Here is a 17,789-nt window from a genome sequence, read left to right on the forward strand (position 1 = left end):
TGTCGATGTTAATTAGGACTTAACCGATCCAACCATCATACCTTTAACGAAATGACGTTGTAAGAACGGGTAAATAATAATGATCGGAAGCGTAGCGATAATAATCGTCGCCATTTTGATACCTTCTGGGTCCATGTGAGCAAGTCCACTGAACTGGGAGGCATTCGGATCAATACTGATGTCCTCGGATACAATCAATTGACGAAGCTTCACTTGAAGCGGCCAAAGTGCAGGCTTATTCACATAGTACAAGGCAGCTTGAAACGTATTCCAATGGCTTACAGCGTAGAAAATCCCCAAGGAAGCCATAACCGGTTTGGATAGCGGTAAAACAATATTCCAAATCATTCTGAGCTCGGAACAACCGTCGATTCGACCAGAATCAATTAACTCACTCGGAATTTGCATGAAAAACGAACGCATAATGAAGAAGTTAAAAGCACTGATCGCACCAGGAATCATTAAGGCCCAAAGCGAGTTCGTCAGGTGTAAATTTTTCATCAAAATAAAGTTAGGAATGAGCGGCGCTGTGAAAACCATCGTAATTAGAACCATAATAACGATTGCTTTACGGCCAGCATACTCAGGACGCGACACCGGATAAGCCAGTGAGGCGGTCGCGATCAGATTAATGAGTGTTCCCACTACAGTAATATACACAGTTACTCCGAAGGAACGCCAGATTGCCGCATCACTAAATACATATTGATAATTAATCGATGTAAACTGAACAGGCCAGAACAATACCTTCCCATTCACAATTGATTCCGAAGAACTGAACGATTGAGCCAGCACGTTTAAGAACGGCAGGAGCATCGCTAACGATAGGAGTGATAGAAATAATATATTAAAGCCGTTAAACACTTGCCAGCCGGCTGTCGGCTTGCGATTCATATAGCGTTCACCTCCGTCTTAGTACAAGCTTTCACCCGTTGTTTTTTTGCTTAGAAGATTACCAGTTACAATAAAGATCACGCCTACAACGGCTTTGAAAAGTCCTATAGCTGTCGTATAACTAAATTGCTGACCTTGTAAACCTTGCGCATAAATATACGTATCTAGAATTTCGCCACTTTCTTTGTTAAGCGGATTCAAGAATACATAAACACGCTCGAAGCCAAAGTCAAGGAATTTACCAATGTGTAAGAGGAACAAAATCATAATTGTCGGCAACAATGAGGGTAGTGTAATGGATATCGTTTGTCTCCATCGATTGGCGCCATCTACCTCAGAAGCTTCATACAAATCCGGATTAATCCCAGCTAGAGCTGCTAGATAAATGATGGTTCCATAACCGGAATCCCGCCAAATACCTGAGGAAATTAACACGGTACGAATCCACGATTCTTCACCCATGAAATAAATGGGTTCAAAACCTAACCAAGTGATAAAGTGGTTAACAGCCCCTGTTGAAGGAGAAAGAATGCCGATTGCAATCCCGCTTACGATAACCCAGGATAAGAAGTGAGGCATGTACACAACCGTTTGAAGAATACGCTTGTACATCACGATGCGCAGTTCATTCAATAGTAAGGCTAGAATGATTGGCGCCGGAAAGCCTAGCAGCAAATCATAGACACCGATTAGCACTGTATTTTTCAAAATATTGAGGAAATCATAGTGTGCGAACATGCGGGTGAAATGTTCAAAACCTACCCATTTACTGCCTGTGAAGCCGTCGAAAATGTTGTAATCCTGAAAAGCGATAACTGATCCTAGCAGAGGTACATATTTGAAAACAATAAAATAAATAATACCTGGCAGCGAGATGAGATATAACGCCCTATACTTCCAAAACGTTCGCAGCAAGGACTTACCTTTGCTCATCTGCTTACGTCCACTCATTTGTTTTACCGCTTGTGCGTTGACCGCCATCCTCTGGCCCCCCTCACTTATCTTCGTCGATGTTATAGGTCTATCGTACCCTGATACAGCGCTTTCAACTATGGAATGGCTTTTCACTGACTTGTGTTTTTTTTAGGTTTTGGGACAAAGCAAAGAGGACGACCATGCATAATACCGCGCATCATACGTCCCCCACTTACATCTAATTAAGAATGATCCGCCTTTACCCAAGGTGAATAGAGCGTTCTTGACGTTCTGCGAAGCTTGGAGATGACCTGTACGTCCAGTTCGGCCTCTGGTAATATCTCATTCTCCCAGCGATCTTTAATCTGCTTCCATAGTTTAGGGTTTCGATCTTCCAGGCTGTTGCCGAAAGCAAATATGTCCGAATGATAGTCGACAGCAACTTTGTGAAAAGCCATTTTCACTTCATTTTGTATCGTTTTGGAAAATTGATCTTGGACATAGGCAATCGTTTGGGGATCTGTTTTGAACCTGGTACTCGCCTTATCTCCAATATTGAACTCCACTTCAATGCGAAGTTGAATCTTGGCTTGACCGTCCTGATAGCTCACTCTTCGTTTACTGACCTTTTCACCGGATAATTCCAAGGATATGTGACAATCGGTTTCATCCGGACAGGGCACGACGACAAGTGCCGATTTTAATTTCCCCATAACCCATAAAAACCCCCTTGTCTCCGTACCATTCAATGTACCTACCATTTTCCCGTCAGCGTACACGCCTGTTCCATTAGCGTAAAATAACGTAGATTGATGGGTGTCCTTCTGCTCATAGGGCTCCACGCCAACAATCGTTTTGACGTAATCGCTTTGATCAATTAAACGAATAATCGGACTGAACGGCTGAGCACCTGTTGGTTGTGCAAGCTTTCGAGCAAACTCAGATAAATACACCATGGCAGCTTTTCCCTCCAAGTCCGAGTTTTTTATGATTTCTTTCAGATAATTCGATGATAAAGCGGTAATGTCTGGACTAGATTCCAGCATATCCAGCGCACGTCCTTTTACTGTGGCAATATAAGCCGTACCCCGAAGCTCCGGATCGGATGAGAAGAAGTCAAAGTAATAACGCGCATCTGTTTTTGCAGCGGATTCCCCGATTAATAACATTTGCAAATGGGACCAGTACAGCTTTTTGCCTGTTATTTTAATATAGGATCGTACAGCCTCAAACGTGGTATTCCCAACGACACTCAAGGTCTTCTTCTGCTCTGCCTTCAAACCGCTCATTGGCTTTAAAGCCTCCAATACAGGCGTAAGCACGGTAAGAACGATTTGCCCTTTATCATTCAGATCAATGCCTGCAGCAAGGACGTATTCGACTTTATCCGATTCTTGGCGATTCCAACAGCCTGTGATTACGCTCAGCAGGAGGCCCAGTGATAGCAGCGTTCTAAGTATTCTGATCATTCGCTGTTCTCCTCGCTTTCAACTTACCTGCGATCCAAACGATGATGAGTAGGATGAAGGCATACCAACAAAAGGTGACTCCTTTCGCAATTTCAAAACTAACAATGGACACGTAAATATTGTCGGGCAGTAATGAAATATAGAACATAATGACGGAAACAGGCAGCATCAATTCCTTATAATCTTTCGTTCCGAACCAGTCTTGCGTTCCGATACAGCAAGCATAAAACGTTAATGCCCCCTTTGACACATTGATGAATACCCATAGCGCCAAGAAGATACTCTCCAGATGCTCGATAAAATCAAAGATCGCAATATCTTTAATTAGCTCGACGACCGGGAACATAAGCCTCTGCGTATATGCACTGCCAAAAGTTCCTATCGTAACTAGAAAGATAACCTCGAATAGAAACATAACAATGATCGTGCACCAGATTAGCTTCTTGAACATGTGGTTTTTATGCTTAATTTGCGGATAAATAAATAGCAGTACACTAATCTCAGAGAAAACGCTCCAAATGGCTAAAGAGCCCCTAAACACATCCATAGGGGACGCATTCAAAAGTGGCAGTATGCGTTCCACATCCACTTTTTGAAAAGAGAGGCCAAACATAATAATGATCAATACGACAACACCAGGCATAACCACTTCTCCCCAGCGTGCAATGGATGCCATCCCGCCTTTCGCCAAATAGTAGCGCAGAACGAGCAACATGATCGCAATGATCTCCAATGGCGTTTCTGGAAGAATCAGCGTAACGAATAATTCGCCAACAAGTCTGATGGACGTACCTGAAAGAAATACCAGTGGCACCAAAATGAGAAGCGCAAACACGCGGCCGAAGAAGGGTCCGAATAGGCTCAGGCAATAAGCGATAATGCTCATCTCTTGCATAGACGAACCAATTTGTGAGATTAGCCAGAGAAGGGGGAGCACCATCAGGCTGCCGACCAGAATCGACACCCATCCACTGTGCCCCGAAGCCTGCATTATCGTACGTGGAAGTGTAAAAAAAATCGTGCCAAACACAGTAAAGCAGAGAAGAATCATAATTTGCTTGGTTGTTAGTTGGGCAGATGACAAGGATGCTCCTCTTCTCGCTTAAGGTTTTTGCTTCTTAGGACCAAGAAATGATTGACGATATTTGAGTGATGGCGCCGGTTTCTTAAAGACAATCGAATCATCCACAGCTTTGAGCGATTGCGGGGTCAATGCTGCCAGATAGCTAACGCCAAAAGAGCGCAGATGAATCATGTGAATGAGTATCGCGCTGGTGCCGAATACGATACCAAAAATACCGAAAACAGCGGCTAATATCATGATAGGAAAACGCAGCAATCGGATGGCTAGGGACGCATTGTAATTGGGTATGGCAAAGGCGCCAATCGCTGTAAAGGAGACGATGATGGTCAATACAGGGCCAACGATATTCGCCTGAACCGCCGCTTGTCCAATCACGAGCGCGCCGACGATACCAATCGTTTGCCCCATGGTGCCAGGCAGTCGCAGACTCGCCTCTCGCAAAAGTTCCAAGCTAATCTCCATAATCAGCGCCTCTACAAAGGCAGGAAATGGAATGCCGCTGCGATTGCTCGCAATGGCCAGCATCAATTCCGTCGGAATCATTTCTTGATGATACGTCGTAATCGCAATATAGATGGATGGCAGCATAAGCGCCATCATCATCGCTAGGAATCGCACCCAGCGCAACATCGTGGCTGCGATATAACTCGTGTAGTAATCCTCTGTCGATAGTAGAAATTCCGTAAAGGTGATCGGCATGGTTAAGGCAAATGGTGTGCCGTCTACTAGAACGACAATTTTACCTTCTAAGATAGCTGCCGCCGCTTTATCCACCCGCTCTGTCGAGCTAATTTGCGGAAATGGCGAGAGTGGCGAATCCTCCAAATAATCCTCAAGCTGTCCGCTATCTAGGATTCCCTCGGTCTCGATCGCCATCAGTCTTCTCTTCACTTCGCCAACAATGCTTGGATTGGCTACGTCCTGTAAATACGCGATAGCCCCATCCGTCAACGTGCGCGTGCCAATCTGAATCGGAAAAAGAACCAATTTGGGATCTTTAATTTTTCTTCTTACTAAGGCCGTATTTGTGCGCAGCACTTCATTAAAAGCATCTTGAGGGCCTCGAATAATCGGTTCACTGGTCGGATTGCTTACAAATCGATGCTCCCATCCTTCTGAAGTGATGAGCAATGTTTCCGCAATCCCATCAAGTAAAACAAGCGTATTCGAATACAGCAGTCCCTTGATACTCTCAGCGAGCGAGTTTACGCGCTTGATACCGCTAGCTGTTATCACAAATTTCTCGATATACGTTAAGGTAACCTCATCTTGATGACCCATTTGCATCAGGGGGAGAATGACACATTGGTGTACAATATCCTTTTCAGCGAGTCCATCAATATAGAGAACGGCTGCACGAATCTCCGAACCATCCCCCATCTGGAGGAGAAGTTCACGAACAATAAGATCCGACGGATGCTGAGTGGTCGAAAGGATTAACTGCAAGTCCTTCTCGAGATTCCCGCTTAATTGTTGTTCTGCGAGATCGGGTCCATGAGTAGCTTCAGACAGCGGTCCATGCGATGCGTTAGAGGCAGATTTTTTGAGGAGTTTTCCCAATAACGACAAACTATCCGCCTACCTTTTCAACTAGACTATTCATTACGTTTTGCATCATGTCCGTTAGCACATAAGCGGTTCCCGTTGCATGAAGTACAGCAAGGATGAGAGCGATTAGCAGCAAGGTGACATAAGCAGGAACAATTCTGTGATCTTGCTGGCGGGCACGTTTCTTGGGATGGCCGATTACCAACAGAATAAGAGCAAAAATTAGAGAGACCATAGTCATCCCCCCATGTGTTTTACGAGTAGGTTCTGCTTTTTCTTCTAGTTTTATCCAAACGCACACCTCGCGTTTAGCTTTTTACACGCAAAAAAAAGCGCCCTCCCACAATAGGTGGAAAGGCACTTTTCGATGTATACTACGATTCGTATGCCGTGCGACTCTCTGTCGACACTTTGTGCACGCTGGCGCCGCGCTTTGCCCGTAGTGCTTCTGGCATAGCCAGCAGCGCAGGCAACAACATCGGCAGCAAGATGAAGCAGAGCACGATGAGCCCGACAATGACGGCCACAGCTAGCTCGACCAATAGAACGAGGCCGGATGGTACGAGCGTGGCGAAAGTTCCGCCAAGGATCACCATCGCCGAGATCACCACACCGCCGATGTGCTTCGCTGCTTGCACGATCGCCTTCGAAGGCGATAGCTCACCAAGCTCTTTGTAACGCATCATCAGGAAGATGCTGTAGTCGACGCCGACTGCAATAATAATGATGAAGGAGAAGAACGGTACGAAGGAGGAAACCCCGTCGGCACCGATGATTTTATCTGTCACGACATTTGTCGCCGTCATCGCCACGTAGTAGGAAATCACTAGGCTAAGGATGATATAGACGGCTGGCCAGAAGGCACGAATGACGAACAACAAGACAATGAACACACCGATGATGACAATAATCGCGGTGCTATTGAACGACTTCAGCTGCGCCTTGTTCGTATCGTACGTCGTCGAGCTCGGTCCCGCTGCGCCGACCTTCGCATTCTCCAGCACAGTACCTTTCACGCTCGCAGCGAGTTCGGCATTAATACCTTCAATCGTATCCATCGCCGCCGATGAATACGGATCATCCTTCAAGATGACGATCAACTTCGTCATCGTCCGATCCTTGGACATGAAACTGTCCAAGGACTTCCCGAAATCCGCGCTCGATAGCGCCTCTTTCGGGATAAAGAACGTTTTCGAGCCGTTCAGCTGCGTCAAGAACTGGCTCGTCATGCCCAGCCCCTCGGACACGTCACCGAGTCCGTTGCCGCTCTGGCCAAGGCCGTCCTTCAGCTGGCCCATGCCGCCGCTGAGACCCGACAAGCCTTCGCTCAGCTTCTGCTGACCGTCTTTGACGCTGCCTAGCGCAGCGTTCAGCTTCGCCATGTTCGCAGCGATCTCGCGGCTGCCCGCGCTGCCTTGCTTCAGCCCTTTGGCGAGCTCAGCGGCTCCGCTCTCCAGCTGCGTAAGTCCCGCCGCTAGCTGCGCCTGCGCACCGTTCACTTGCGCCAGGCCTTGCGTCGCCTCGGCGAAAGCACTGTTCAGCTTAGCTGCGTTCTTGCCCAGCTCTCCTAACCCGCCGCTCAACTGTGTCAGACCGGAGGCAAGACCTTCACCGGTTTGTTTCAACTTGATGTAGTCGGCATCAGTCGCCAGCTGGCTGTATTTGCTGCCAAGCCCGCCAATCAGACCATTCATGCCGACAAGTCCTTGCTGAATGCCTGTAAGCTGCCCCTCAATTTGGCCGTAGCCATCTGTCACAGCACTATACCCTTGACCAAGCTGCGTCAAACCATCCGTGATCTTAACGCTATTGGCACTCACTTGATCCATGCCATCTTTCAGCGCAGCAATCCCCGTACTTAGCTCACCTGCACCGCCAGCACCTTGCGCAATACCGCTAGCCACTTGATCTAGCGCAGTTGTTAGCTTGCTATAGCCGTCCTGCACTTGACCTGTGCCTTCTACCAGTTGACCAACGCTAGACGTATCCGGCGCCTCCAGCTTGCTTTGCATCAATGTAAGACCATCACGTATTTGATTAACACCTTTTTGCGAGGCTGTAATACCATCGGCAACCGTCTTCGTTTGCGTAGAAATATAGAAGTCATCGATCGGCTTAGATTGCGGCTGTGTCACGCTGGATACCATGTCGACACCAGGAATAGTTTTCAGCTTCTCCGTTACCTTATCAATTGCCGCCAAACCATCATTCGTGTTAAGCGGTTTATCATTCTCAATAACAACCATAGTAGGGAGCGCCTGACCTCGGCTGAAATGGTCCGCCACAAGGCTGAAGCCTTTGGTGGACGGGTGGTCATTCCCAAGCTCTTTTAACTGGTCAAAAGACAATTTCTGATGATTCGCAAGCGCAAGCGGAATCGTTATAATCAGAATGATGACCGTCGTAATAATTGGTCTTTTCACCGCAATTTTCGTCAAGCCCGCCCAGAATTTACTCTCCTTATGCCCTGTCGATCCTTTGGAAGGCCAGAAGAGCTTATTCCCTAGCATTTTCATGAAAAATGGCGTCACCGTTACGATTTGGAGCAAGAGAATCGCCGTACCAATCGCAACCACGTTACCTGATTGATAAATACCGAAATCGGATAACGTCAATGCAGCAAATGCGATAAACACAGTCAAAATACTATAAAAAATCGTTTTACCTGCTGTTCGGTAGGTCACAATAATGGCTTCATCCACGGATAAGCCATGGGATAATTCCTCTTTGAATCGATTAAATAAGAGAATGTTATAATCGGTCCCAATCCCGAAAAGAATCAAGATCAACAACATTTGCGTGACACTCGTCACTGGGAAATTGAACTTATCGATGAGCTGCGCGGCAATCCCCATGGACACCAGGTACGAAATTCCGACCGCGAGCAAGGAAACTACTGGAATAATGACGGAACGGAACATAATGACCAAGACAGCGAGGATGAAAATGACCGTCAACGCGGCACTTTTTTCAACACCGGACTCGGAAGCTTTAATATAATCATCCTGAATGAAATCCTCCCCAGAGAGGTAATACTCAACCTTCATGTCCTTCAGAACATCTTCAAACTCCAACTTAATGTCCTCGACGTGACGCCCTCTTTTATCCAAAGAAAAGCTCGCCATCAAGGTCGTGCCATCCTCAGAAATCAGCGATGATTTCGCCTCAGGCATGGTAAACGGATCAATCAACTGATTGAAGCCGAGCTGGTCTTGATGGCTTTTCAAATTCGTAATACCGGCCTCGATCGCTTTCATGTCGGCATCTGACAGCTTATTGGGGTTATGGAAAACCACGATATCGCTCGTGCCCTCGACACCATTGATTTTGTTCAGGATCGTTGAGGCAACCTTTGACGGTGCATCACTACGCAACGGATCCTGCCCTCTAAGTCCAAGGATCGCATTCACATTGGGTTGGAAAACCGTCAACAACACCGTCGCGACCAACCATACCGCTAGAATTGCCCAGCGCCATTTAATAATGGATTTCATCTCTCTCTTCTCCTCCACTCACTTCAACTAGTAGTAAACAAGCGTTCATTATTGATCCAAAAAATTTTATGCCTGTGCTAGCTTTATTTTTTCTGATATACCCGTGCAATACAGGTACAACAGTTCATCAACGAGCATTTTGATCGTATCGCCATCCTCATGGTCGCGCAAAATAAGACAAATACTTTCAATCATTGTCGATGCAATCATGCGCGCTGCAAGCTGATCTTTCTGTGATAACGTGCCTGATGGCGCAATTTCCGCTGTAAATACCTCTGAAATAATCTGATGTACCAGTGTAATCATATCTTGTTTCGCCGATGCGAATCGAGAGCCCTCACTTAAGTTCAACAGAATCGTTAGCTCCGTACTGGACTCCTTGAAAAGGATCATCAGAGAGGCATCAATTTGGCGAAGAATGACTAAATGATCGGATAAAGCGGTACAAAGGGTATTATCTACCTCTTGCTTACTAACTCTAAGCACCTCTGCCAACTGCTCTTGAATCGGCTGGATAAGCTCATCGAAGAGATCATCCTTGCTCTTGAAGTAGCGATAGATGTTGCCAGGTGTTATACCTGCTGCTTCTGCAATTTGCCGAATGGAGGCTTTCAAATATCCATGCTTCTTGAACTCGGCCAATGCCGCTTGGCGGATACTTTGTTTGACTTCATCTTTTAAAATTTGCATTAATAAACACCCGTTCACTTTTTGACATCATAGTTGGATTATACAGCGCCCACTTGGGCATTTCAACGCTATTTTGATAAAAAAAAGCGCCCAACCTGCAGATAATCACAGGTCAGACACAAATTCCTCATTCCACATCTACAGCTTTCACAATACGCGGCTTCACTTTCAGGCTGTTCACGCGGAACTGCTTCAAATCCTTAAACTGAATGAATTTCTTGGACTCTTCATTCCAGATACGGAATTTCAGAGATTCCAGACTCGTTTTCAGTGTAATCGTCTGCACATTGCGAAGTGCTGCGTTCTTGTTGTGCACCTTTTCCAAATGATAGTTAGGCACGCGCGGGCTTAAATGATGAATGTGGTGATAGCCAATATTACCCGTAATCCAATGTAGAACACGCGGTAAATTATAGAATGAGCTGCCGTGCATCGCGGCCTTCACATAATCCCACTCTTCATTATGCTCGTAGTACGTTTCTTCGTAGTTATGCTGTACATAGAATAGCCAAATTCCCGCCATACCCGAGAAGAAGAACATCGGTCCTTGAATCAGCAAGAACGACTGCCATCCGATCCCCCAACAAAGCAGAGCAATACTGCCAATAATACCGATATTCGTTATATACGTATTGATTCTTTCTTTCATGCCTGCCTTCCGGCGGTTAAACCGGTAATCGATCAAGAAAATGAAAATCGGTCCAATGATAAACATCACAAACGGACTGCGATACAGGCGATATGTCATGCGTTTAAGCCATGTTGCTTGCATATATTCATCCACGGTTAGCGTCCAGATGTCACCAACGCCTCTTTTGTCCAAATTCCCACTAGATGCGTGGTGAACGGAATGCGTATGGCGCCACTGATGGTACGGTACGAAGGTTAATATTCCGGTTAGTGTGCCGACTATTTCGTTGGCTAGTTTGTTTTTGAAAAAGGATTTGTGACAGCAATCATGAAAAATGATAAATATGCGGATTAAGAATCCTGCTGCTATTAGATCAATTACGAAAGTTAGCCAAATGGAAACGGACAAACTTAGAAAAGCAAAATACCATAGCACGAAAAAGGGTCCCACTGTATTGATGATTTGCCACACGCTGTGCTTCATATGTGGTCTTTCGTAAGGCGCGATATCTGACCGCCACCCACCCTTATCCTCATGCTTCATCCTGTTAGAACTCCCTCTCTCCGCGTCGTTTCGGATCTCGTAAGTTAATATCACTTGAAGTAGTACGTTACGAATCGAAATAAGTTCCCGTTATACGATAACAAATATTACATAGCTATCTCATCATACGTGGGTAAACCTTTTTTGTAAAATGTAATATAAGTAAGTCTTCCAAGAAAACCGCCTCCGCCGTCCCTCAAGGACGGTGTGTTTATGGAGAAATACAAGAAAAGGGACTGTACTTGAAAAGTACGTCCCTTCTGTATACGGCAGCCACGTTCGCGCTCCCTTGCTCGTGCAGGGATGCGGGCAGCCGTGGGCCAAACACTAGAGTAACTGTAATTTGTACAGCTAATCTCACGTCTAATTCGTGTTTCCGTGATTTAACTGGAAATTACCCATTTAATTTCAAGATTTCAAGAGAATACGCATGGAATTCGATGATTTAACGACATAAATTCCATCTAATCGTTGAATTTGGAGGAAATTGCGAGAATTAGCTGTATATTTTCCATTTAGACCGGGTGGGAAAGCCGAAGTCAGAAAAAAAGAGACGAATCGCCTCTCGTTCTGTGTAAGAACGAAGCAATTCGTCTCTCTTTAAATGGGGCGCTCTATCTCAAAAAGCTCGCCAAGCTTCGCATAAGAGTGGCCTGCTAATCGACTAACAGGTTTCACCTTCTGAGGGTCAATACGTCCGTTGTCAACTAAGCTGTCATCGATGTGAAAATATACAACACGTCCGATTAACAAATCTGCCGCGGGTGCATCCGACGTTCCGCCAAGCGGAATCGCCTGCTCGAGGACGCATTCCATGCGGATGCTGGCTTCGGCGATGCCCGGAACGCCGATCTGGCTGCTCATGACGGGCGTTAGTCCCGCCAGCGTCACTTCGCTCTCTTCAGGAGGCAGCGCAGCGGCGCTCTGGTTGATCTGGTCGATATAGGATTCGTCTGCGATATGCACGACGAAGGCTCCTGTATCGACCGCGTTGCGGGAGGTGTCCTTGCGGACACCCTGCTTGCGCTGCACGGAAACGGCTACCATCGGCGGATCTGCCGTGACGATGGTGAAATAGCTGAAAGGTGCGGCGTTCAGGACGCCTTCCGTAGATAAGGTCGAGACGAAAGCAATCGGCCTCGGGATAATGCTGCCGATGAGCAGCTTATAGTTCTCTCTCTCGCTTTGTGCGGATGGATCAATCCCTAGCATTGTCATGGTGACAATCCCCCTCTTCATCTATTAGAGTGAGATTCCTTTGAGCCACTCTGCTGCGGCAAAAACCTCAGAGCGCGTCAATTGATGGCCTGAATTCTCCCAGTGCACATGAACATCCGATCCAGCATCACTCAGCAGGCGTTCTAACTCTTCCGACTCCTCAGGTGAGCAGATCGGGTCGTTCTTGCCAGCCCCGATGAATATAGGGGTACCTGAGAGATCCGGCAGCTGGATGCCGCGCCGCGGCACCATTGGATGATGAAGAATGGCTGCGCGAAGCGCATTCGGATAGTGGAACAGGAGACTGCCCGCGATGTTCGCGCCGTTGGAGTAGCCGATCGCGACGACGTTGTTGCGATCGAAGCCATGCTCGACAGCTGCTTCGTCGAGGAAATCGTACACTTCCTTCGTACGGAAGATGAGATCCTCCTCGTCGAAGATACCCTCAGCCAGCCGACGGAAGAACCGCGGCATGCCGTTCTCTAGGACGTTCCCCCGTACGCTTAGTACGGAGGAGGTTGGTGAAATCGCCTGCGCCAACGGCAACAGATCGTTCTCTGTCCCGCCCGTTCCGTGAAACAGAACGAGCACGGGAGCAGTCACATCAGATCCTTGCTGATAGATATGTTTCATTGCTCATCACCTTCCAATACCCGCACTTCGATTGGCGGCAGATTTTGCACGATTTGATCGCGGCTTGCTTCAAACCATTCTGGCAACATTAATTTTTCACCAAGTGCTTCTGGCGCTTCATCTCTTGCGAATCCTGGAGGATCAGTAGCAATTTCAAACAGGATGCCGCCTTCTTCACGGAAGTAAATCGCATTAAAGTATTGACGGTCCACGATTGGTGTCGGGTGGTAGCCGTTGCTTGCTACATGACTTCTCCATAGCGCATGCTCAGCATCATCTTTGGCACGCCATGCGATATGATGGACAGTACCCGCACCGCCAGCACCGTAATCCATAGGCGTTACATTGATATCAATGATGTTACCCAAGTCACCGAAGGAAGTGAAGCGTGCATAGGCGCCCTCTTGCCCTACTTTTTTCAGCCCCATGACATTCACGAGGAGCTCCGAAGTTTTGTCAGGTGCCGTGCTGTAGAGCACAGCGCCGCCGAAGCCTTTGATCGCTTTGTCCACGGGTACGCCGCCAAACGCCCACTGACTTGGCGCGCCTTGCTCGCGCTCAACAATCTCTAGTTTTAGGCCGTCTGGGTCTTTGAATTGTACATACGTTTCCCCAAATCGCGAATTTTTCTCATGGGCAACACCGAATTGGGTTAGGCGTGCTTCCCAGAAAGGTAGGCTGCCTGTTGGCACGGCATAAGTCGTGATACCAACTTGACCACCGCCGACCCGACCTTTACGAGATCCTGCGTATGGGAAGAAGGTAATGATTGTACCTGGGCTGCCTGCTTCATTACCAAAATAGAGATGGTAGACTTCCGGTGCATCGAAATTGATTGTTTTTTTGATTAAACGAAGACCCAAAATACCTGCATAAAAATCTACAGTTGCCTGAGCATGTTGTACGAAAGCGGTGATATGGTGGATACCTGCGGTTTGTTGTTGTGTTGTTGTCATAATAGCCAACTCCTTCATATTAAGAATCTTTGTTTTAAGATAGTTTGCGTGCAATGTTATCATTTAAATCATGGAAGTCCATTCATGATTGAGGTGGATGTCAGCCCAATCACTACTTGAATCCTTCCTGCGCATACCTGCCAAGCTTCTTCAACAGCTGACTTGCTAGCTGCTTCTCTTCTTCCGTCAACCCCGCTACTGCGTTCTCGATTACTTCAGCGTGTTTCGGAAATACGTCCTCAATAAATTGTTTCCCTTTTTCCGTGATTTCAGCAAAAATTAATCTGCGATCTTCCGTCGAGGTATTACGTATAACAAATTCCTTTTTGACTAGCTTATCGACCACATAGGTGATGTTCCCGCTACTCATTAATACCTTGCTACCTATTTGTTGGATCGCCTGCGCTCCCTTATGATAAAGCAGTTCCAGTACACCAAACTCTGTGCGGTTCAGTCCATGCTTGCGAATATCTCGATCTCCGTGGGCGTTCACCCACTCACTCGCTCTAGATAGGGCAATGTAAAGATCTAAAGATTGGTTTCTTGCTTCGCTCATGTCGCTTCACCTCGTTTCTTGTTCGCTTCGTTTATCTTGATTTAAAGATACTTTATTTAAAGATAAATGTCAACAAGTATTTTAATAATGTCTCATCCCTTTTGTAGCCTAATTTAACTTGCCCTTACCATCCTTCCTTTACAATTGGAAAAATAATGAACAGACTGTCACACCTTTTCCGATACGTCTCGTGGTATGATTAAGCCTTTAGGAAAGAAAGGTGGGCTCTAAGCAATTATGAACACTTCACAAGCTTTACAAGGGACAGTGACCGAGAAAGAGCGGTTCCCTATCTCCCTCTTCTCCCTGACGGTTGGCGCCTTTGCCATTGGGATGACGGAATTTGTTATTATGGGGATTCTGCCCAATGTGGCCGATGACTTGAACGTTAGCATTTCGCAAGCGGGGCAATTGATTACGGGTTATGCACTTGGCGTGGCATTCGGCGCTCCGATTCTCGCTATGTTGACTCATAAGCTGCCGCAAAAACGCCTACTGCTCATGCTGATGCTCATTTTCATTTTAGGCAATGGTTTAGCCGCGCTTGCTCCTTCCTATGGAATTGTACTCGTAGCGCGATTGATCACGGCTTTGGCTCATGGCACTTTCTTCGGTGTCGGCTCTGTGATCGCGGCCAATTTGGTTCGCCCTGAGAAGAGGGCTAGCGCCATTTCAGTGATGATGGCGGGACTAACCATCGCGAATATTCTTGGCGTACCGCTTGGCACCTTCATCGGTCAACATCTTGGCTGGCGGGCATCCTTCGGCTCCGTTGTCATTATGGGGATCATCTCTTTCATTGGTATCCTCATCTTCATCCCACAGATTACACAGAAAACCAATAACAGCCTTGCCAAACAGGTTCGCGCTCTATTGCAGCCGAAATTGTTACTCGTATTCTTGATTGGCGCATTAGGTTGCAGCAGTTTGTTTGCAGTGTTCACCTATATTGCACCTATTCTTATCAACATCACAGGGTTCAAAGAGAGCAGCGTAACGTGGATTCTCGTTTTGTTCGGCTTTGGCGTCACCCTAGGCAATATCTTAGGTGGCAAAATGGCGGACTGGAAGCTCATGCCTTCCTTGATCGGCAATTTCGCAGCGTTAGCGCTTATTCTAGCCGTGTTCGCGTATACGGATCAATTCCCGGTTGCCGCGATTATTACCATATTCATATGGGGCATTGCGGCGTTCGGGATTTTGCCTGGTCTGCAGATTCGTATCATGAATCTGGCCAAAGACGCGCCAGAGCTCGCCGCCACCTCAACGCATTCTGCGTTGAATCTTGGGAATGCTGGCGGCGCCTTTCTAGGTGGCTGGGCGATTACGCACATAGGACTGTCTTCATTGCCTTGGATCGGCGCGGGATTGACGGGGGCGGGGTTTGTTTTGATGCTGTGGACTTATCTCCGGGATCGTAAGGTGAAATAGTAGGAACAAGTGACGAACCAGCGGCAAGCTAGGACTTGAACATAAGTCTTTGCTTGCCGCTGGTTTTTTATTATAACATCTAGTGCTGGATAGCCCATTGGACCGGTTGATCCAAAATGATTCCATCTGACTCTACCCACTGGATGAGGCTGTTCTCCTTGGCTTGAATGACAATAAAATGCAGGCCTTCTGTCGCCGACGTGTTCCGCAATACTCTCACACCATCAGGTGCAATGCGAACGGACGTGCCTTCGTGCACATCGATTTCGTTGCCGTCCACTTGGATCTGGCCTTGCCCTTGAAGAAAGATGTAGAGTTCTTCATTCTGCTGGTGCTTATGATAAAAGGGGATCTCCCCTTGCGGGGGTAAATGATTAAGTGAAACTTCCATACTCGTTAGTTGTAGGGCGTCTTTAAGAAAGATTTTACCCTTCAACATGCCTTCCGTCACACTTGCAAAATCAGAAAATGCACCCGCGTTGTTAACCGAGTAATTCGATTGATTTGCGCTCACTATCTTTCCCTCCTATGAGATAAATTTCAGGGATACTAGCTTAAGGCTTCAAGCTTAGAATGCTGGCAGCGTCTTGCCTGTTTCGAGCAGACTCTTCAAATTGCTGAGAATGACAGGCCAGCCATTGTTAAATCCTTCGATCTTGCCTTCATCCTTACGAATATCCTGTTCCAACAGCTCTTCATGGCGAAGTGTTAGCTTGATCGTACCATTCAATGGCGTTAGTTCATAAGTCACGTTGGACATCCGATCGCCTTCCGCATCCTTGATGCTCCAAGTAATCGTGAGCAACCGATACGGCTCATAGACAAGTACTTCACCGTAATGCTCCGTCTTGTCTTTATTCATTAAGTGAAAACTCGAACCGACTTGCCAATCTGAAATGATTTCACGACCAAAAAAATACTGCTTCGTAAACTCGCTGCTCGTCAGGGCTGCCCACAGCTTCTCCGGTGTCGTTGCGATGTAAGTCACATATACAAAAGACTTTTTATTCATGATTCGAATCCTCCTCAAGAGCTTGCTTCAAATTAGTTAACGCCTCAATTCGGCGCTGATCGAACTTACCGATCCAGCGATGGTAAATCTCCCCGATCGGTACCGGGTTCAGATAATGAAGTTTCTCGCGGCCATGCCACATGACAGTAACCAGATTAGCTTCCTCCAGCAGCAAAAGGTGCTTCGTAACAGCTTGGCGACTCATCGTCATTTGCTGACAGAGCTCTGTTAAGGATAGTCCGTTACTCACGAACAAGATGTCTAATAATTCTCTGCGTGTTCCGTCTGCAAGTGCTTTAAAAAGTTTGTCCATACGCCTATTATATGCAACATTTTAGTTGCATGTCAAACAGAATATGGAAATATTGGTTCACTTATCGCTTAATCATTGATTAGAGAGTGCGGCTAAATTACGGGTTGGTTAAGAGATTGGATATTAAGATAAGGGATTTAACATGTGGACGGGCAGGAAAATAGCTTGTTGTCGAGTGTTATCATGGAGGTTGTAGATGTACAGCGTGGGCAGTCGCAGAGATTCTTGTTCTGATGAGTTATCCGCTTGTTGTGCTGTTGGAGAGTGGCGTGTTACTAGAGTTCCAGTCAATTTGATGGGGAATGTTGGGTTATAGCTCTGTTGAGGGACACGTGTTTTAAACAAATTAGCTTTAGGACTGTTTTCTTCCAGCCTTTTCCCCATTATTCTTACTTCTTACTT

At 46.7% G+C, this 17,789-nt stretch carries 17 protein-coding genes; 1 reads left to right on the plus strand and 16 read right to left on the minus strand.

Annotated features, from left to right (window positions below; translation table 11 throughout):
• Window positions 1-12 precede the first annotated feature (12 nt).
• From HQN88_RS31515 to HQN88_RS31575, 13 genes are all read right to left on the minus strand, one after another.
• The gene (locus HQN88_RS31515; RefSeq protein ID WP_173119739.1) at window positions 13-894 is read right to left on the minus strand and encodes a carbohydrate ABC transporter permease; all 882 of its coding nucleotides are present in this window, start codon (window positions 892-894) and stop codon (window positions 13-15) included.
• An 18-nt stretch (window positions 895-912) separates the two neighbouring features.
• The gene (locus tag HQN88_RS31520) at window positions 913-1,845 is read right to left on the minus strand and encodes an ABC transporter permease (protein WP_246320572.1); all 933 of its coding nucleotides are present in this window, start codon (window positions 1,843-1,845) and stop codon (window positions 913-915) included.
• Window positions 1,846-2,051: 206 nt separating this feature from the next.
• On the minus strand, window positions 2,052-3,278 hold the full coding sequence (locus HQN88_RS31525) for a Ger(x)C family spore germination protein (RefSeq protein ID WP_173119743.1): 1,227 nt from the start codon (window positions 3,276-3,278) through the stop codon (window positions 2,052-2,054).
• Window positions 3,262-4,362 (minus strand): GerAB/ArcD/ProY family transporter, encoded by a 1,101-nt coding sequence (locus HQN88_RS31530; protein WP_173119745.1) that lies wholly within the window; start codon window positions 4,360-4,362, stop codon window positions 3,262-3,264. Before HQN88_RS31530 ends, HQN88_RS31525 begins: the two co-directional genes overlap by 17 nt.
• Window positions 4,363-4,380: 18 nt before the next feature.
• The gene (locus tag HQN88_RS31535; protein ID WP_173119747.1) at window positions 4,381-5,931 is read right to left on the minus strand and encodes a spore germination protein; all 1,551 of its coding nucleotides are present in this window, start codon (window positions 5,929-5,931) and stop codon (window positions 4,381-4,383) included.
• 1 nt (window position 5,932) lies between these two features.
• The gene (locus HQN88_RS31540; protein ID WP_173119749.1) at window positions 5,933-6,145 is read right to left on the minus strand and encodes a hypothetical protein; all 213 of its coding nucleotides are present in this window, start codon (window positions 6,143-6,145) and stop codon (window positions 5,933-5,935) included.
• A 139-nt stretch (window positions 6,146-6,284) separates the two neighbouring features.
• Window positions 6,285-9,404, minus strand: coding sequence for an MMPL family transporter (locus HQN88_RS31545; protein WP_173119751.1), 3,120 nt, complete (start codon window positions 9,402-9,404; stop codon window positions 6,285-6,287).
• A gap of 66 nt (window positions 9,405-9,470) precedes the next feature.
• Window positions 9,471-10,094 carry a TetR/AcrR family transcriptional regulator gene (locus HQN88_RS31550; RefSeq protein ID WP_173119753.1) on the minus strand — a complete coding sequence of 208 codons (624 nt, stop codon included), beginning with the start codon at window positions 10,092-10,094 and terminating at the stop codon, window positions 9,471-9,473.
• Between the two features lie 127 nt (window positions 10,095-10,221).
• Window positions 10,222-11,268 (minus strand): Delta(5) desaturase DesA, encoded by a 1,047-nt coding sequence (desA, locus tag HQN88_RS31555; protein ID WP_173119754.1) that lies wholly within the window; start codon window positions 11,266-11,268, stop codon window positions 10,222-10,224.
• 600 nt (window positions 11,269-11,868) lie between these two features.
• Window positions 11,869-12,480, minus strand: coding sequence for a flavin reductase family protein (locus tag HQN88_RS31560; protein WP_173119831.1), 612 nt, complete (start codon window positions 12,478-12,480; stop codon window positions 11,869-11,871).
• A gap of 30 nt (window positions 12,481-12,510) precedes the next feature.
• A complete protein-coding gene (locus HQN88_RS31565) occupies window positions 12,511-13,119 on the minus strand; it encodes an alpha/beta hydrolase (RefSeq protein ID WP_173119756.1) in 609 nt (202 codons plus the stop codon).
• Entirely contained in the window at window positions 13,116-14,075 is a 960-nt protein-coding gene (locus HQN88_RS31570; RefSeq protein WP_173119758.1) for a ring-cleaving dioxygenase, read from the minus strand. Before HQN88_RS31570 ends, HQN88_RS31565 begins: the two co-directional genes overlap by 4 nt.
• A 112-nt stretch (window positions 14,076-14,187) precedes the next feature.
• Window positions 14,188-14,631: a MarR family winged helix-turn-helix transcriptional regulator gene (locus HQN88_RS31575; protein ID WP_173119760.1), complete on the minus strand. Its 444-nt coding sequence runs from the start codon at window positions 14,629-14,631 to the stop codon at window positions 14,188-14,190.
• A gap of 237 nt (window positions 14,632-14,868) precedes the next feature.
• Between HQN88_RS31575 and HQN88_RS31580 the strand changes: the two genes are divergently transcribed.
• Window positions 14,869-16,062 (plus strand): MFS transporter, encoded by a 1,194-nt coding sequence (locus HQN88_RS31580; RefSeq protein WP_173119762.1) that lies wholly within the window; start codon window positions 14,869-14,871, stop codon window positions 16,060-16,062.
• Between the two features lie 79 nt (window positions 16,063-16,141).
• Here the strand turns inward: HQN88_RS31580 and HQN88_RS31585 are convergent, their stop codons facing one another.
• Genes HQN88_RS31585 through HQN88_RS31595 form a run of 3 tightly spaced genes read right to left on the minus strand, consistent with a single transcriptional unit; the run spans window position 16,142 to window position 17,387 of the window.
• Window positions 16,142-16,576 (minus strand): cupin domain-containing protein, encoded by a 435-nt coding sequence (locus HQN88_RS31585; protein ID WP_173119764.1) that lies wholly within the window; start codon window positions 16,574-16,576, stop codon window positions 16,142-16,144.
• 54 nt (window positions 16,577-16,630) lie between these two features.
• Window positions 16,631-17,074, minus strand: coding sequence for an SRPBCC family protein (locus tag HQN88_RS31590; protein WP_173119766.1), 444 nt, complete (start codon window positions 17,072-17,074; stop codon window positions 16,631-16,633).
• Window positions 17,067-17,387, minus strand: coding sequence for an ArsR/SmtB family transcription factor (locus tag HQN88_RS31595; RefSeq protein WP_056622409.1), 321 nt, complete (start codon window positions 17,385-17,387; stop codon window positions 17,067-17,069). Before HQN88_RS31595 ends, HQN88_RS31590 begins: the two co-directional genes overlap by 8 nt.
• Window positions 17,388-17,789 lie beyond the last annotated feature (402 nt).

The sequence above is a fragment of the Paenibacillus qinlingensis genome (genome assembly GCF_013204845.1).
Classification (GTDB): domain Bacteria; phylum Bacillota; class Bacilli; order Paenibacillales; family NBRC-103111; genus Paenibacillus_E; species Paenibacillus_E qinlingensis.

What these genes read in the sequence shown, in the direction of transcription:
- desA (WP_173119754.1), bottom strand. Translation starts at nt 11,268, where the DNA reads ATGAAGCATGAGGATAAGGGTGGGTGGCGGTCAGATATCGCGCCTTAC.
- HQN88_RS31580 (WP_173119762.1), top strand. Translation starts at nt 14,869, where the DNA reads ATGAACACTTCACAAGCTTTACAAGGGACAGTGACCGAGAAAGAGCGG.
- HQN88_RS31570 (WP_173119758.1), bottom strand. Translation starts at nt 14,075, where the DNA reads ATGACAACAACACAACAACAAACCGCAGGTATCCACCATATCACCGCT.
- HQN88_RS31560 (WP_173119831.1), bottom strand. Translation starts at nt 12,480, where the DNA reads ATGCTAGGGATTGATCCATCCGCACAAAGCGAGAGAGAGAACTATAAG.
- HQN88_RS31515 (WP_173119739.1), bottom strand. Translation starts at nt 894, where the DNA reads ATGAATCGCAAGCCGACAGCCGGCTGGCAAGTGTTTAACGGCTTTAAT.
- HQN88_RS31550 (WP_173119753.1), bottom strand. Translation starts at nt 10,094, where the DNA reads ATGCAAATTTTAAAAGATGAAGTCAAACAAAGTATCCGCCAAGCGGCA.
- HQN88_RS31595 (WP_056622409.1), bottom strand. Translation starts at nt 17,387, where the DNA reads ATGGACAAACTTTTTAAAGCACTTGCAGACGGAACACGCAGAGAATTA.
- HQN88_RS31520 (WP_246320572.1), bottom strand. Translation starts at nt 1,845, where the DNA reads ATGAGTGGACGTAAGCAGATGAGCAAAGGTAAGTCCTTGCTGCGAACG.
- HQN88_RS31575 (WP_173119760.1), bottom strand. Translation starts at nt 14,631, where the DNA reads ATGAGCGAAGCAAGAAACCAATCTTTAGATCTTTACATTGCCCTATCT.
- HQN88_RS31525 (WP_173119743.1), bottom strand. Translation starts at nt 3,278, where the DNA reads ATGATCAGAATACTTAGAACGCTGCTATCACTGGGCCTCCTGCTGAGC.
- HQN88_RS31540 (WP_173119749.1), bottom strand. Translation starts at nt 6,145, where the DNA reads ATGGTCTCTCTAATTTTTGCTCTTATTCTGTTGGTAATCGGCCATCCC.
- HQN88_RS31565 (WP_173119756.1), bottom strand. Translation starts at nt 13,119, where the DNA reads ATGAAACATATCTATCAGCAAGGATCTGATGTGACTGCTCCCGTGCTC.
- HQN88_RS31590 (WP_173119766.1), bottom strand. Translation starts at nt 17,074, where the DNA reads ATGAATAAAAAGTCTTTTGTATATGTGACTTACATCGCAACGACACCG.
- HQN88_RS31545 (WP_173119751.1), bottom strand. Translation starts at nt 9,404, where the DNA reads ATGAAATCCATTATTAAATGGCGCTGGGCAATTCTAGCGGTATGGTTG.